Annotated in this window: 13 protein-coding genes; 7 read left to right on the top strand and 6 right to left on the bottom strand. The window is 33.6% G+C overall.

Going from position 1 to position 14,386, the window contains the following annotated elements; genetic code table 11:
• Nucleotides 1-17: 17 nt before the first annotated feature.
• Genes HBN50_RS13605 through HBN50_RS13580 form a run of 6 tightly spaced genes read left to right on the top strand, consistent with a single transcriptional unit; the run spans nt 18 to nt 8,235 of the window.
• The gene (locus HBN50_RS13605; RefSeq protein WP_273870898.1) at nt 18-2,429 is read left to right on the top strand and encodes a hypothetical protein; all 2,412 of its coding nucleotides are present in this window, start codon (nt 18-20) and stop codon (nt 2,427-2,429) included.
• Nucleotides 2,426-3,232 (top strand): hypothetical protein, encoded by an 807-nt coding sequence (locus HBN50_RS13600; RefSeq protein ID WP_273870897.1) that lies wholly within the window; start codon nt 2,426-2,428, stop codon nt 3,230-3,232. Before HBN50_RS13605 ends, HBN50_RS13600 begins: the two co-directional genes overlap by 4 nt.
• Nucleotides 3,229-4,941, top strand: coding sequence for a hypothetical protein (locus HBN50_RS13595; RefSeq protein WP_273870895.1), 1,713 nt, complete (start codon nt 3,229-3,231; stop codon nt 4,939-4,941). The genes HBN50_RS13600 and HBN50_RS13595 overlap by 4 nt, the downstream gene beginning before the upstream one ends.
• Entirely contained in the window at nt 4,934-6,331 is a 1,398-nt protein-coding gene (locus HBN50_RS13590) for a hypothetical protein (RefSeq protein ID WP_273870894.1), read from the top strand. The genes HBN50_RS13595 and HBN50_RS13590 overlap by 8 nt, the downstream gene beginning before the upstream one ends.
• Nucleotides 6,328-7,962 carry a hypothetical protein gene (locus HBN50_RS13585; RefSeq protein WP_273870893.1) on the top strand — a complete coding sequence of 545 codons (1,635 nt, stop codon included), beginning with the start codon at nt 6,328-6,330 and terminating at the stop codon, nt 7,960-7,962. Before HBN50_RS13590 ends, HBN50_RS13585 begins: the two co-directional genes overlap by 4 nt.
• 12 nt (nt 7,963-7,974) lie before the next feature.
• Nucleotides 7,975-8,235, top strand: a complete 261-nt coding sequence (locus HBN50_RS13580; protein ID WP_273870891.1) for a hypothetical protein — start codon at nt 7,975-7,977, stop codon at nt 8,233-8,235.
• A gap of 173 nt (nt 8,236-8,408) precedes the next feature.
• Here the strand turns inward: HBN50_RS13580 and HBN50_RS13575 are convergent, their stop codons facing one another.
• Both HBN50_RS13575 and HBN50_RS13570 read right to left on the bottom strand, forming a co-directional pair.
• Entirely contained in the window at nt 8,409-8,702 is a 294-nt protein-coding gene (locus tag HBN50_RS13575) for a hypothetical protein (protein WP_273870889.1), read from the bottom strand.
• Between the two features lie 46 nt (nt 8,703-8,748).
• Nucleotides 8,749-9,441, bottom strand: a complete 693-nt coding sequence (locus tag HBN50_RS13570; protein WP_273870888.1) for a hypothetical protein — start codon at nt 9,439-9,441, stop codon at nt 8,749-8,751.
• A 266-nt stretch (nt 9,442-9,707) separates the two neighbouring features.
• On the opposite strand from HBN50_RS13570, the gene HBN50_RS13565 reads away from it, so the two are divergent.
• Nucleotides 9,708-10,280, top strand: coding sequence for a hypothetical protein (locus tag HBN50_RS13565; protein WP_273870887.1), 573 nt, complete (start codon nt 9,708-9,710; stop codon nt 10,278-10,280).
• Between the two features lie 137 nt (nt 10,281-10,417).
• Here the strand turns inward: HBN50_RS13565 and HBN50_RS13560 are convergent, their stop codons facing one another.
• The 4 genes from HBN50_RS13560 to HBN50_RS13545 all read right to left on the bottom strand — a co-directional run bounded on the left by HBN50_RS13560 (nt 10,418) and on the right by HBN50_RS13545 (nt 14,264).
• Complete coding sequence (locus HBN50_RS13560) at nt 10,418-10,900, bottom strand: hypothetical protein (RefSeq protein WP_273870886.1); 483 nt, start codon at nt 10,898-10,900, stop codon at nt 10,418-10,420.
• 163 nt (nt 10,901-11,063) lie between these two features.
• Nucleotides 11,064-11,585 (bottom strand): hypothetical protein, encoded by a 522-nt coding sequence (locus HBN50_RS13555; RefSeq protein WP_273870885.1) that lies wholly within the window; start codon nt 11,583-11,585, stop codon nt 11,064-11,066.
• Between the two features lie 713 nt (nt 11,586-12,298).
• Nucleotides 12,299-12,793, bottom strand: a complete 495-nt coding sequence (locus tag HBN50_RS13550; protein ID WP_273870883.1) for a hypothetical protein — start codon at nt 12,791-12,793, stop codon at nt 12,299-12,301.
• A 508-nt stretch (nt 12,794-13,301) separates the two neighbouring features.
• Nucleotides 13,302-14,264 carry a hypothetical protein gene (locus HBN50_RS13545; RefSeq protein ID WP_273870882.1) on the bottom strand — a complete coding sequence of 321 codons (963 nt, stop codon included), beginning with the start codon at nt 14,262-14,264 and terminating at the stop codon, nt 13,302-13,304.
• Nucleotides 14,265-14,386 lie beyond the last annotated feature (122 nt).

Genomic DNA, 14,386 nt, shown 5'->3' with positions numbered 1-14,386 from the left:
GATGCTAGAATTTCGTCATGAGAAATTTATTTATAGCAAGTACAGTAGCATTTTTAGCAAGTTTCAGCACATATGGCGCTAATCAAGAGCATCTTGATAATGAACTTTCAAAGGCCGTGATGCAATGTCAGCCAGAGCTTGTTCAGTCTCTTATCGATCAAGGGGCCAACATCAATACATATGTAACAAAAGATGGCTTTAAGTCAGCAAACTTTGGATATGCCAAGAATGCCTCTCTCTTGAAGGTTATCCAATACACTAATTGTGGTCCAAGACTAAATCAAGGTTCAGACTATGCTAAATGGTATGCTTTGGTGGTTGAGAAAGCATCGCAAACACTAGAAGTTCTATTAAAGAATGGAGCTAATCCAAATGAAATGACTGCAAATGATGATTTCTTTCGAGATCAAACAATCGAGCAAGTGCCAACAGCTGCAATCGGTTTTGTCACAGACTTTGGCCAAATTGCTAAAGGAAAGTATTTAAAGATTCTAATTAAGTACGGACTTGATAAAGACATAAGAGACAGTAAAGGGAATACATTAAATCAGCTACTGATAAAGGGTTGGAATAACGATTATCAATTTTTTCGAATTCTCGTTGATAATGGATTTTCCTCGAAGTCAGAAGATAATAGCACTGAACGTTTTTATCCCGCATCAAGATCATCTCTTCTGGAAATGGAGACCATTTTCTCTGATTATAGTGAAGGGAGATTTACCTACGAAAACTCAAATTTTACCTCTCATCACTATGATAATTTGTTAGTCAGATTCACAAATGATTTGGGTTGGGCACCTGGAAATTATAATAGTGAAGAGTATAAGAAGAGAGTCGATTATACCTTTAAAAATCTGGTTCAAATGATTGGTTTTAAAGTGAATGAAGTCGGTTCTAAAGAAGGAATTCATCCTCTTGTTTTTATGATGAGAAACATCTGTCCTGTTACAAAATATGATCAAGGAATCTACTTTGATTTAGGAGAACTTGGTGTAAAGGATGAGAATAAAATAAAGTATCTCTATCGAAGCTTTTTAAATTATATCAAAACTGACTCCCATATCAATTTTGAATACGTTGATAAAAATAACGTAAACCTCTTGTCCTATTCTCTGCTGAGTTGTCCGAATGAAGTATCACAAATCATAAAGACTAAAATTTCGACTTTACCGAGTAGAGAAGATGTTTTGATCGCCCATTCTCTATTGAAGAATATTGATGAGTTTAGAATTAAGTACATTCCATTTAATAATGATCATCGAAATGTTGAGTTTCTAAAATCTAAAAATATTGAATTTGATTTGAGTTCAGAATTTTCTGATGCGGCTTTTGATAATCGTTTAATTGAAGGCGCTAGAAAAAATTGGGAATCTTTAAATAATTATGGACTCGGATATACACAACAACTTTTTAATTTCAATGCTGATGTAAAACATAAGATAAGGCAATATACAAAGAGTAGGAAAAAAGTTGTAAAGCTTAAAAATGGTCTTAAATATCGTTTTAATTTTCAACAAAGACCAAGACTTGTGGAAGTTAGAGCAATTGGTAATTTATATACTTCACGAGGTTTAAATATCAATGAAACAGTGAAGTCAATCGATATTCATGTTGTTGGTAAGAACTTAAATTATAAAGTTTATGGGAGTTTTAACCATACTGGTAGTGTGCCTTTAACTGAACTAAGTGATAAAGGAAAAGGGCACGAAATCATATTTTGGGAAGTTGATCCATCTGTTTTTAGAGAGGAGATTCAAACACACAAACAACAATTTGTAATAAGAAATATTGAAGAGGAACAAATTGTTACAGCTCCACGATTAATGAAGTTTTATGCTGATTTGAGTTGGAAGCATATGAGTGTTCTACAAGATGTAAAGTGCGATTTATTCATCTGTGACTACTTAAATATAAGACGACTTAATGACAGGGATATAGCAATTAAAGTCGATGTTAAAAAGCTGTCTGCTAATAATGCAGGGATTGAATGGCTATTACATTTCCGTTCCAAAAGTTCAAAAGACCAAGTTTCATTGGTCAAAAAGACAAAGGTTTGGGGAGAGCAAGTTAAGTTTTTATTAGAGCTTATTCCTCTCAAACCCAAAGATCATCTAGAGGATGAATTAGCCGTACTATTATTTGATGAAATTTTAAAGCTCGAATTTGAAGGAAAGCTAGATCGTGAAATCGTGAGTGTCATCGAAAGACTTTCGAGAGTCGATTTTAAATTAGGCTATTCGAAGTTTTATAAAGATTTGAGACTGTATTTACTGACAAATAATATAACAAATGAATTTGCAGCGAGTATTATAAAAGATCAGCAAAAGCTTGAAAGAGTACTGCTCCTATCTCAGTCTTATAGCTTTGTTGGAATATATAAAGAAAGAATTGAAGAGCTTCTTTTAAAAGTAAATGGAGATCATCCATGAGATCTCTTTATCTATTATTTATTTTATTTGTGTTGAGCTCTTGTGGTGTCGATCGCGAAGATAATCCACATTTAGTAGAGCAAGTTGACCAACAAACTAGTGAGAGAATTGATTTTAATTTAAAGCTGAATTCAACAATCTCTTTGTGTGACGCGGTAGATGAAAATAATACCCTTAGTGAGGGTATTAATTTAAAAAATGATTATCTACTGAATCTCATATCATTACCTAAATCAATTTCTACTTTTGATTGGGCCTTGCAAGCTTCCAATCTAGAATTCTACTATTTTGAAAATGTGAAGGTTTCTAAAGAAGATGTTCGCACGTGGGCAAAAAATATTAGAAAGGCCGATCAATTGATTATGTCTAATTATACTGATGACTGCTCTATAAAAGTTAAAGATGAAGTTGATAATGGAAAGCTTGAACATTCTTTACTAAATATGGTCACTGTAAATGAGAAATTTAATCAATTTTTAATGGATTATCAGAGAGAAAATAAGAACAAAATTAAAATCCTCTATCTAAAATTTATTAACTCCCTACAAAACGATATTAAAAATAATATTGATATTGTATTTCTTTATGACTCAATTATTCAGGTCAAATCTTCAATAAGAGAAATGGCCTATCTCATAAAGAAGAATTCACTAGAGAGAACAATAGAAGAAATTGAAGACCTTGAAAAAAGCGTTGCTGAGATCAATGATAATAAGGATCTCTTGTTACTTTTTCCTCTTGAGAGTTTATTACGTAATCATCTCGAAAAATTATTGAAACTAAAAAATATAGAGGATTTATGAAAGAATTGAATACACTTCTTTTATTCACTGTATCTGCTTTGGTCTATGCCCAAACGGATATCAATGTCTCATCTAAACTAGATGTCGCAAGCTTGGATGTAACAACAGTTAAAAAAAGCTACTGCATCTTTTCAGATGGAGATAGTAGCACGTCAGTTGATTCTCTAAGCTCAAAATACAGTGGAGAATCGGGGGATTATCAGCAAGTTTATTCTGCTCATGGGAAAACTTATTTAAGAAAGAATATTCAGTGGAATAGTCAGACAAGTGAAGATAGCTTCAAGTTGTCTTTTCTCTCATCCAAATCAAAATTTTCTGACACTCAAAACTTACAGGATAGCCATTGTACATATCGTTATCGCAAGGTAAGTTTAGCAAACTCTTCAACTGTACTAAGTGGGAATGCTAGTTTTTCAGTACCGAAGGGGGTTTGGCTTATTCGTGTGAAAACGGATGATAAGTTTAGTAATAAACCTTTTTCGTACTCATTATCCCAGTCTGACTATAAAGACGATTTTCTTGAAGAAGTCGACTTCTATACCTACAGTCGTGTTACCTATTCAAATGAAATGTATTTTATTATCAATGCATCTGTTGAAAATATCGACCAATTAGTAAAATTGAACTTTAAATATGAATCTACTTCAAGTGCTGAACTAGATTTAGACTTTAATTTTAAAGTTGATTTTATATCGGCAAATGAATGTCTAAGTACGCTCGATAATAAGAAAATTTCTGATATTTTTGCAACACATGAAAAAATTGAAAAGTCTTTAGTAGGTGCTAGTTGTATGCTCAATACAGCCTATGTAAAGCACTTTCTTTCGAGTATTCATGTATATAAAATCAAAGATTTCTTTGAAGAACTTGATGCTGCAAATTTGAGAATTAAAAAGAGTATTTCTTTTAACCATCAAAATAGAGACTTTGAAAGATATCAGCTTTTTGCGAATTTATTGGATAGAATTAAATTCTATTATTCTTATGAGATTTTGAAAGAATCTTATTCGATGATGACTAATTATATCGACTATGATGGGCATCAAATAGATCAACTTCTCTATATTGATATCTTAAGACGACGAGGAGTTCTGTATCTCTTTGATGTTTTCGATTTTTTAATTAAAAAAATAGAAGAAATAGAAAACCGTACAGCCGTCACTCGCCTTGATGAAGATACAAAGAAACTTCTTAGAGTTTACTATTCAATACTATTAAAAAAAGAATCGGAGTTATTCGAACAATCTCATGAGCTAATAAGACCTCCAACGTTTCTAAGCTCATATTATCTTTCAAATATAACTTCTTCGGCCAAGATTTTTAGTTCTAAATTTGAAGCTCTTATTAGAAAAATGAACGACATAAGGACTAATGATTTTATTTTAACCTCTAGTCTAAAAAATATTGTGGAAGATCATCGAGATCTTGTGAATGCACTACGTGTCTATGACTTAGAGTACGAACGTTTTTATGATGAAGTTCCAAAATTTGATAACTATGTAGAACTAAGAGTTAATCTACTTGCAGAGCTTGAAGCTATATATCGTGTCAATATAGAGAGTATGTTACTGAACGTATCTCATTATTACCGCAAGCACTTTGAAGACTCCGATTTTAAAAGAATTGTAGTTGGAGGAAAAACCTTTGCCACAATCGATGAATTCATTAGTAGCTATGATGAATTAGTTAAGGAGCTTCGTAATGAATAAGATTTTCAAAATTTTTATTTTTATGAGTTTAATTTGTCGCTTTGCATACGCGGACGTCGAGGGACAAATCCGTAAACAAATATCTAAAATTGAAACAATTCAAAAAAAGATAGGAAATGTCATCGTTTTAAATGAGTTCTCCCGTCTAATTGATTCTCGTGTAAGTGCTCGTTTACTTCAAGATGGTCTGATTAATTCGAATCAAAATTTTAGTCAGATAGATGATCAATTCTTTGATTTTCTCTATTCTGATAAATCGGAGAGTGAAAAGTCCAAGGATCTCGTTAATTTATTAGTGGATATAAGGAATAAGAAGTCACTCTTTTTAGAATTAGGAGTTGATGTAAAGCAATCTTATAAGAATATTTTTACTTCTCTCAAAAGTAGTGATGTCTGTTCACAAGAAAAATATTATATGTTCATGACTTCATTAAACAATATTCAAGAGTTGAGTATCGATACGTCTAAACTCAAAAATGGTGTCGATTTCATGATAAGTGGAGGCATCACTTTCACAGGCTCAGAAGTGACTCAAGTGAATGTCGGAGTGGATAACATTACACCACAAGAGCGAAATGAAGCTGAAAAGCGCCATGCTATTTCTACTACTGTTTCTGCAGCGATTTTAAAATATGCTCCACCTCCTTGGAATGTCATCGGAAGTATCGCATCCTTCATTGCCATCGAAGTTGTCTGGGGAATTCTCGATATGGCCGATCAAATTAAAGAAATGAAGGCAATTGCGGAGGCTAATTCTGATCTCTTCGATACGTTGCATTTTGAAATCAATATTAAAAAGCATTATCTAAATCAATGTGAAGTCTTAAAAGAGGCCCTTTCGTATACTCAAATCCTTATTTCGACTAAAAATGTAGACGAGTTAAAGGTGGAAGCTCAAAACCTATTTCAATCCTTTGGATCTGATTTTAATTATGAAAATCTTCTTGATTCGAATATTTATGACAACAAAGAAAACTATCGCAAATTCTTGAAAATGAATATTCTTTCAAAGTGGCTTCTCGCTAGCCAAGGTTATGATACTTATCAAGATAAATGGCGAAGTATCGACGATCAGTATCTCGATTACATTAGCAATATTGAAAGCGTGATTTATCAATTGGCCAAAGAAGAGATTTCTTCGAATTATAATCGCTACGGTTATGTCATGGACATCTTAAATTCACTAGATAGCTTAAAACAATTGAAATCGAAGTTTAATGATCTTTTGATGAAGTATTTTATTTTGGAGGACGATGGTGAACGTGTTGTCGTTATCGATTCGATGAAATTACTACTTACAAGTTATAGAAAGTCACATGATCAACTTATTTCTGAAGAGAAGCAGTATTTAGAGAATTATGAAATGATCCTCAAGGAGATCCAGCTATGAAAAAGCTTCTGCTACTTCTCTTTTTTATTTCATTCAATGGATTTGCAGAAAATGTATTCAGATTGGAAATTAATGGAATGATTGTTCTTTTAGGGAGTAATCAAAATAATGAATTGAGTTTAAAAAATGAGTCAGGAGATACCGTTTCTCCTAGCGATTATAATGCTGAACAACTTCAGGTGATTAATGCAGCGAAGGAAAGTCTTTTAAAAGCTGAGGTTATGAACACCAGTGTCAACGAAGTTAATCAAGAATTAGCAAAAAGAATTACTCGTCAATTAGGTAATCGAGTCAGTGCTAATATAAAATTTGAATTCAGTTATGAGCATTCTCTTGAGACAAATCTCTTTTTAAAGGAACAAAATTTAAAGTTTAATACGTTCAAAAAGAGGCTGTCTGAAGATATCTTTAGACCTAAATTTTATTCAGAAGCAATTAATCAAGATGTAGAGTTTGATATTAGAAATGGAGATCTTAATTCTTTAAAGATTTACCGTGAAGCTTTCAAAATAAATCGATCACAACTATCAAAGAATGAATCTTTTTACAGAGCAGAACTCGCTAAAAATGCAATCGAAATGCGTCAGGGATCAAAAAATGAACTTTCAAAAGATTCCCTTGATGGGCTAGAATTTCTTGCTTCAGCATCCATTACAAAGAATGTCGATTTATTTGCTAAGGCGATTAATCTTCTTAGTATTTCTAATGATTTTCAAAAGGGTCTTGCAGTATCTTTTGCTAACAATATTAATCCCGTTAGCTTTCTTTATCCCCTTGAATCAAATTGTGATTCAAGAGCATGTTTTGTAGGAGAGGTTGTAGGCGATAGTCTTTCTGTTCTTGCTGGAGTTGCCGAATTTTTCGCTGGTTTGAGTCTAAGTGCAGGAGGAGGAACATTAACAGTCGCTTCAGCTGTTGGAACGATTCCTTCGGGGGGCTTAAGTGGAGCAGGAGTGCCGGTTGGTATCTCTGGAGTCGTCGCAGGAGTTGCCATGGCATCACATGGATCAACTGTTGCTGGAAATGGAATTTCACGTCTCTATGAAAAAATCACTGATACTCAAAACTTAGAAAAGACTAAAAAATCTCAGCAGTTTTTGGAAAAATTTGGAAATAAAGGAAAAGAAAGAGCAAAGAGCGTTGCCGATGTTATTGGCAAGAAAAAGTATAGCGAAATCATTAAGGCAGGAAATAAAAATCGTCCTGATCCTAAAACGTACTTAAGTGAAGAATATATTTCAAAACATCTAAAACAATTTGATGATGGTGCCACACGATTTATGAGTAAAAAAAATCTAGATAGATATGGACCTTCTCAGATCGATGGAACATCGTTTATTATGCCCAAAACTGAAGCAGATGATTTGCTTAAAAAGGCCAATGGGAATAAAAGAGTTTTAGAAGATGCTCTAGGACTAAGACCAGGACAACTCGATGTCGAAGAGTTGGTTCGAGTTGACATTGCTAATCCGAGAGAATTTAATTTACGTATTCCTTCTGGCAATGAAGCAGGGGCCATTGATCTTTGGTTGCCTGGTGGGAAGTTACCTCAAGGCGGAAATGAGGCCGTGATCGATCTTGATATTATGGATGAAGGTCTCGGTTGGATCGCATCAGAGCTGAATTTGTAAGTGGGAGAAATTGTGAAATTTGAAGATATAAAAGTTTATAGAGGACAAAGATTTTCTATAGAGAAAGAAATCGAAACGCAAAAATTATATATAACTTTTCCGGTGTTTAACGGTAGAGTGGAATATACTGAATTTTACGAAATTTCTGAGTTAGAGTTAGAAAAGTTTTTGCTGGATGAAGATCATCTCTTTATTTTTGTTCAGGAATGTAGAAATAAATTACATGATGATCGCTTACTGTTGGAGCCAGGTTCTTCAAGAGGAACTCCTTAATTTAAAACATAAAAAAGGCCTTCATTGAGAAGGCCTTTATATTTTAATTTTTTAATTCCCAGAAGGGATTCCTATTCTTGTTACTTGCTATTTAAATACGGCTCAACAATGCTTCTATCAAATGTATATTTCATTTCTTTTCCTTTGTTACTCGCTTCTGTATTTATAGTGAATTAGTAATCTATGTAGATGTCACACTTCGGCTTACTGAAAAAACCTCCAGTATCTTCACCGAAGATGTAGGCAACATAATCGCGACCATTAAAAGAGCAGTCAACGCGTCCAAATAAGTAATCAGAACTCACGCCCCAAACTTTTGAAAATTGACAGTGGTTAGCTGCTCCATCTCCATATTCCTCGTCAATTAATTGAACGACCTTTCTCTCGGACAAGTATGTATCACGACAGTTAGCGCCAAATGAACTTGTCGCAGTTAAAATCAAGGCTAAGAATAAGATTCGCTTCATTGGGATTCTCCTTATTGAAATAATGTTTCTATATTCGCTTGTTAGTTTATTCGTTATTTTCGATCATTCTTCTCTCTAAAGGAGAAATGATTCTTTTTTTTATATCTTGGTAGATTTTATGGGCCTGTTCTTTCATTTCTAAATTACAGTTCTCACAATTTTCAGATATGTTTTTCATCATGATTGAAACAATTCCGTATGAACCCAGTCGGCTAGAATCGCAGGCTTGTCTTTTCCCTGAAAGTAGAACGCCTCCGTCTATATCACTTACAAACGGTTTTCCGTGATCGTCCAAATGAGGAATAGGACAATCAGCATGGTGCCAATGATTACCCGTTTCTTCACTATGACGAGCTTCGTGAATCAATATGGCAATTCTTAGAAGCCTTGGAAGTTTAAAAAAATTATTGGTTACTGCAATCGTGTCTCTGTATCCATCAACATTAAATGCATACATATTCGCCATTGTATTTGATTTTCGAATGGTATTAATACGCTCTTCAAAGAACTCTTTGTACGTATTTTTATTACCTTCTCCAAAAACTTTATTATGCAAAAGGTTGGTTTTAGAAAATTTAAGAGAGTAGAGAAATTCTAAATCAGAAGATATCATCTCTACTTCTTTATCATCGTTAAACCAATTGAACTCTAGAGCATGAATTGAACCACTCATAAAGAAAAACAAAGCAAGTATTGAAGCTTGCAATTTAAAAAGAATTCTTCCTTCATGTTTTTTCATCGATATACCTAATTGTTCTTGTGTCTTAATAACTTCATATTTTGACATCAATAACGACTATTTTGTTCTTTGTAGGAATACTTATAAGGGGGTGTTAATTTTCTAACACCAATCCATATTTTCGATTCTTTAGACAATCAGTTATTACTTTCCCCATGACTGAGCGATCCAATGGAGATCGAATGTAAGTTTATTTTATGCGTTTTTATATGCTTACTATGTTATGAAACGTAAGTTTTCCAAACAGGGATAGATAGGGGATAAATATGAAGAACATTATTATTTTTTTAGTGACGAGCGGATTTCTTACGAGCCTTTCTTTCGCAGAAGAATTTGAAACAAAGCTTTATTGCAAGGCCGGTTATATTAAGAATGGACAGGACAATAGACTCGATTATATTTCAGGCGGTCAAGCTGCTTGTTTAAAGGCAATCAAGGGGCGGTTTTACTGTAACTCTGGAACAGTTAACGATGATCAGGGAAAAAATCTCGACTATATTTCTGGTGGTCAAAATGCCTGTATAAAGGCGATCAAAGGCCGTTTTTACTGTAATGCTGGTTATCTTAAGAATAAACAAGGCAATAGGCTCGATTATATCTCTGGTGGCCAAGAAGCTTGTTTAAAGGCAGTCAAGGGACGTTACTATTGCAACTCTGGTCATGTTAACGATGCCCAAGGCAATAGACTTGATTATATTTCAGGTGGGCAAAATGCTTGCTTAGAGGCGATCAAGGGACGTTATTACTGTAGCGCTGGCTATGTTCATAATGAACAGGGGGATAGACTCGATTATATTCCGGGTGGGCAGAGGGCCTGCATTGAGTCAATTTCGAACTAATCTTTCAAAAAAGCTCCAATCGTTAATACTCTAGAATGCTAACTTGTTACAAGAAATATCAAGGCCCGTCGTAGAAGACGGGCCTTAGTTCAAATTCTTATTTTTATCGACCAGTGATTGGTCGAGTTACTAGTAATTTAATTTGAACAGCTTGGCACCTGTGAATTTAAACTAGAAAGATAATCATTCATATACCCAATAGCTCTTTTATTTAACTTGTTTCCTCTGATGTAATCATCAGCAAAACCTAAGGAAAGAACTGAGGCTACAATTTCTCCAGTAGTATACTCATCCTCTCCTGCCTGTAGTATCACTACAGAATTTTGGATTTCCCCATTGTAGTCAAGTGCCTCAATCTTTATTGTCTTATGCTCAGAATTGTGTTCACTTGTCATGTAGGCACCTTCTTTTGAGTAATCAAATTCTGTTTTCTTTATGCATCTAATATTAGCCAAATCCTCAACAATATTGTATCCTGTAACGATTATCCTACCAAAGCGATTAGAGTCATTTTCAATCACATTAGTATAAGTAGCAAAGCTCCATGTTAAATCTTTTACGGTATTTGCAAAAGATGACATTGAAGTTAAAAGTGTTAATCCAATTAATAGTTTTTTCATAATATTCTCCGTTCATTTACCTAATGGTTTTCTAATTCAATATACTCATATATTGCCATCAATAATGACTATTTTTTTCTCGAAGAAAACATTACAAGTGGTGTTAGCTTTCTAACACCAATCTATTTTTTCGATACTTTGAAATATATTGATAAAATGCAGCCTAGTTTAAACCTGCGTTTATTGTTCTGTTTCTCGTGTATGTTTTATTAGAGCTAAACTCTTTAACCAGTTTGTATCTAAGTGTAATTCCACCAAGAATAACTTCTAAATTATCTCTTTCATCAGTTGTGAAATCAGATAGCTTTAGGGGCTCGCTATAGTATCTTAGGCTAGAAAGGTCTAGGGTAAGTCCAGAAGGGATATCTCCGTTCATTTGGTATTTAATAGCTTCAGTTATATCTTTGGCATCTTGAAGATCTTTAATTGGAAAAATTAAAACACTTTCAATCTCAATTTCTTTTTCCATAATATTTGTACCAACAACTTTCTTGAGAATTAATCCATGGCAGTCAACTTTCTTTTCATCGTCAAACCAGAATCGTCTTTCAACTTTCATTGAGCAGCCATCTTTTACTGTAATAGTACTTGCGTCATCAATGCCAGTGATCTTTAGTTCATTTCTTTCACCGGCAAAGGTGATTGTAGATGTAATCATAAGTAATAAAACAAGTAGGCTTTTCATTTTGTCCCTCCTCAGGAAGTAGATTCGTTAAATATTTGTTGGATTAGACATTAGGTTAGGCCGTTATTTTAAATCTGAGCCTTTTCATCCAGTCTAAGTTCATTCTTTAGAGGTTTATTTATTCTCCGATATCAAGAGTTCCTTCTGGCGCGGCATCAGGAGTAGATATTGACGCCAAAAGTGTTAATCCAAATACTATTTTTCTCATTTTAATTTATCCATTTTTTTTAACTAATATTTTTACTGAAATCTTGTTCGTACTTACATTGACTAGATATATAATTGTTTAGGAGCAATAAATGTGCCAATGTGGTCAATCAATTTAGAAGCAGATAGTAGAGTTTGGCCTTCTCAATCTGTTTAACAAGCTAAGACCTGTCAAAAGAATGATCAATCAAAGCTCTCTAGTATTCGGATACATCGCGAACAATTAAGGCTAAGAATTACAATATTAATGGGGAGATCAAGAGATCATGTTTGAGACTTATTCAAGGGAATAATTCTTCTCTCAATTCTAGCTTTAGCAGACCACGGATTTACGGTTAATGGTATGGCCAGTAAAGTATTAGATCCTCATAAAAAAGGACTAACTAAATATGGTGAATACTTTAGGATGTTAACAGTTTACAAGGAATAACAAAGCCCGTCGTAGTAGACGGGCCCGAATTTAGATTCTTATTTTTGTAGACCGGAAATTGGTTAAGTAACTAGTACTATTTACATGAGTTATCTGGAAGTCTGACGTTAGCAACAGTTAGGCCATTATATTTAATTTTACCAAAACAGATATTGGCAAGGCCTCTTCTTTCTGCAATGGTGTACAATGACTTAGAATCTTTTAATCGAAGCTGTTCTTCTATATCGACTTTTTGAACAAGGTTTATTATGTCAATTTGATCACAAGAGTTAGAATCAATTTTTTTCTTTTTAACTAATACACCTTGATAAATAGTATACTCAAAACAGAAATTAGCTAAACCATTTCGATGATTTAATACTACTTTATTTCTTTGATAATCAAATAGTGATTTTTGATTATCAAATACAATACGACCTATTCTGAGCCCTGATTCGTATTCCACTTGTGAATCATATTTTACAGGTAGCACTACGTTAGTATCATCAATTTCTGTTACGTAATACTTTATTTGACTTCCAAAAGAAGAGAAAGACATTAAGAGTGTTAATCCAATTAGTAATTTTCTCATGAGTAATATCCTTGTTCATTTAGTAATAGTTCTCTAGTTCAATATACTTTTATATTGCCATCAATAATGACTGTTTTGTTACGCGAAGAGTTTTTTACAAGGGGTGTTTGTTTTCTAACACCAACCTATTTATCAGTACTTTTCTTACAGAGTGGAGCCAGATTTTTTTGAGGCGAACGAAAAACGTTAGTGCTGAGAGAGCGTTGTCTGCTTTTGAAGAAAGGTAATCTTTGAATAACTGGTGCCTCGGGGGGACTTGTTCTTCCCACAAATTCACATCATTATCATCAAACTTCTTGTTTATCACTTCCTTCATTTCAAAATAATCTTTAAGAAGATGTTTAAACTTTGGGAGGATATAATATTGAATGAAAACATAGTCGTGGTTCGTATTTTATATTCAAGAATATTATTGATTATATTTTTAGCTTGTTTTCCATGTGTATCGACACAGCAATAAAGACTTGTTTCTTTGGCACTTCTTTTTAAATACTCTTTTGTCTAAAGTTTACTCGTTGATACGGTCGAACATTTTATGGCCGTCATCTATAAAAAAACGAGTATAATCTATGTATACTGTAGTATTGGAACCAAGTGCACCATTAGAACTTCTTGCAGTAATATATTCACTATCCAAAATAGAACTTGCTATACCAATCAGATATTTCTGATTATAAGGATTATCAATATCTTCTTCCGACATGTCGGCATCAGCAATTAGCGCACCGCCACTTCCGCCTTCATAATTAAAAGTGTTCAAAAGATATCTACTGTTACCAATATTTCTTAAATTTTTATTTTGAAGATTATCTGTATAAGTCATTTTCTTTCCACCTTCACCAATTTCCTTATCAGCTGAGAAGCCTGCAGCAATAGTATTCTTTGAATAAGACTGGATATCAATTGGTGTGAAGTAATATTCAGATTCTAAAAGAAGTGGTTTGATTTTTGAAAACGGGATTACTATTGGAAGTGAAAGTAAAGCAGTGTCCGAACTTTTATCTGACATTTCAACTGTTGCTGGCATTGATATTACTGATCCGTCCTTTAACTTTGTTTCCCATTTCATTGACTTTAATTTTGCCCCAGATCTTTTATTAGTTAGGCAGTGCTTAGCGGTCGTAAGAGTTCTGGATGCTCTACCTGGAGTTGTATCGGTTAGATTTGCTGTACAGTATCCAATAGTATTATCGACAAAGGTCACCGTTAATCTACCAACAGCATCTAAAAATTTTGGAGATTTACTTGTTCTTTGAACTCTTTTATCTTCAAGGTGAATTCCTGTTGCACTGTTAATATAAAGATTATCATTTCTACTAAATTTAGCAGTTGCGATCTCAACTAGTTTTAAGTTTTCAAGAACTGACTCATTGATTTCAACTTTTCCATTTTGATATAAACATTCGCTTGCAAGTGTCGAAAAATTAGACACTGTCAAAAGAGTAGTTAGGATAAGTAGTTGCTTCTTCATAAGTTCTTCTCCGTATTGACACCGATATCAATATATTTACAAAGGTTGTGCCAAATTTTTACCAGTCGTGGATTATTTCAATTGTTATGTTTTTGGTCCTTGGGGGGTTCTCCAATGCAGCA

Origin of the sequence: Halobacteriovorax sp. GB3 (assembly GCF_028649655.1) — a bacterium.
Classification (GTDB): Bacteria; Bdellovibrionota; Bacteriovoracia; order Bacteriovoracales; family Bacteriovoracaceae; genus BSW11-IV.
Note: the sequence above shows the minus strand (reverse complement) of the source record. Positions and strands in the feature narration are given on the sequence as shown.

What these genes read in the sequence shown, in the direction of transcription:
- HBN50_RS13605 (WP_273870898.1), top strand. Translation starts at nt 18, where the DNA reads ATGAGAAATTTATTTATAGCAAGTACAGTAGCATTTTTAGCAAGTTTC.
- HBN50_RS13545 (WP_273870882.1), bottom strand. Translation starts at nt 14,264, where the DNA reads ATGAAGAAGCAACTACTTATCCTAACTACTCTTTTGACAGTGTCTAAT.
- HBN50_RS13600 (WP_273870897.1), top strand. Translation starts at nt 2,426, where the DNA reads ATGAGATCTCTTTATCTATTATTTATTTTATTTGTGTTGAGCTCTTGT.
- HBN50_RS13555 (WP_273870885.1), bottom strand. Translation starts at nt 11,585, where the DNA reads ATGAAAAGCCTACTTGTTTTATTACTTATGATTACATCTACAATCACC.
- HBN50_RS13590 (WP_273870894.1), top strand. Translation starts at nt 4,934, where the DNA reads ATGAATAAGATTTTCAAAATTTTTATTTTTATGAGTTTAATTTGTCGC.
- HBN50_RS13585 (WP_273870893.1), top strand. Translation starts at nt 6,328, where the DNA reads ATGAAAAAGCTTCTGCTACTTCTCTTTTTTATTTCATTCAATGGATTT.
- HBN50_RS13570 (WP_273870888.1), bottom strand. Translation starts at nt 9,441, where the DNA reads ATGAAAAAACATGAAGGAAGAATTCTTTTTAAATTGCAAGCTTCAATA.
- HBN50_RS13560 (WP_273870886.1), bottom strand. Translation starts at nt 10,900, where the DNA reads ATGAAAAAACTATTAATTGGATTAACACTTTTAACTTCAATGTCATCT.
- HBN50_RS13550 (WP_273870883.1), bottom strand. Translation starts at nt 12,793, where the DNA reads ATGAGAAAATTACTAATTGGATTAACACTCTTAATGTCTTTCTCTTCT.
- HBN50_RS13595 (WP_273870895.1), top strand. Translation starts at nt 3,229, where the DNA reads ATGAAAGAATTGAATACACTTCTTTTATTCACTGTATCTGCTTTGGTC.
- HBN50_RS13575 (WP_273870889.1), bottom strand. Translation starts at nt 8,702, where the DNA reads ATGAAGCGAATCTTATTCTTAGCCTTGATTTTAACTGCGACAAGTTCA.
- HBN50_RS13565 (WP_273870887.1), top strand. Translation starts at nt 9,708, where the DNA reads ATGAAGAACATTATTATTTTTTTAGTGACGAGCGGATTTCTTACGAGC.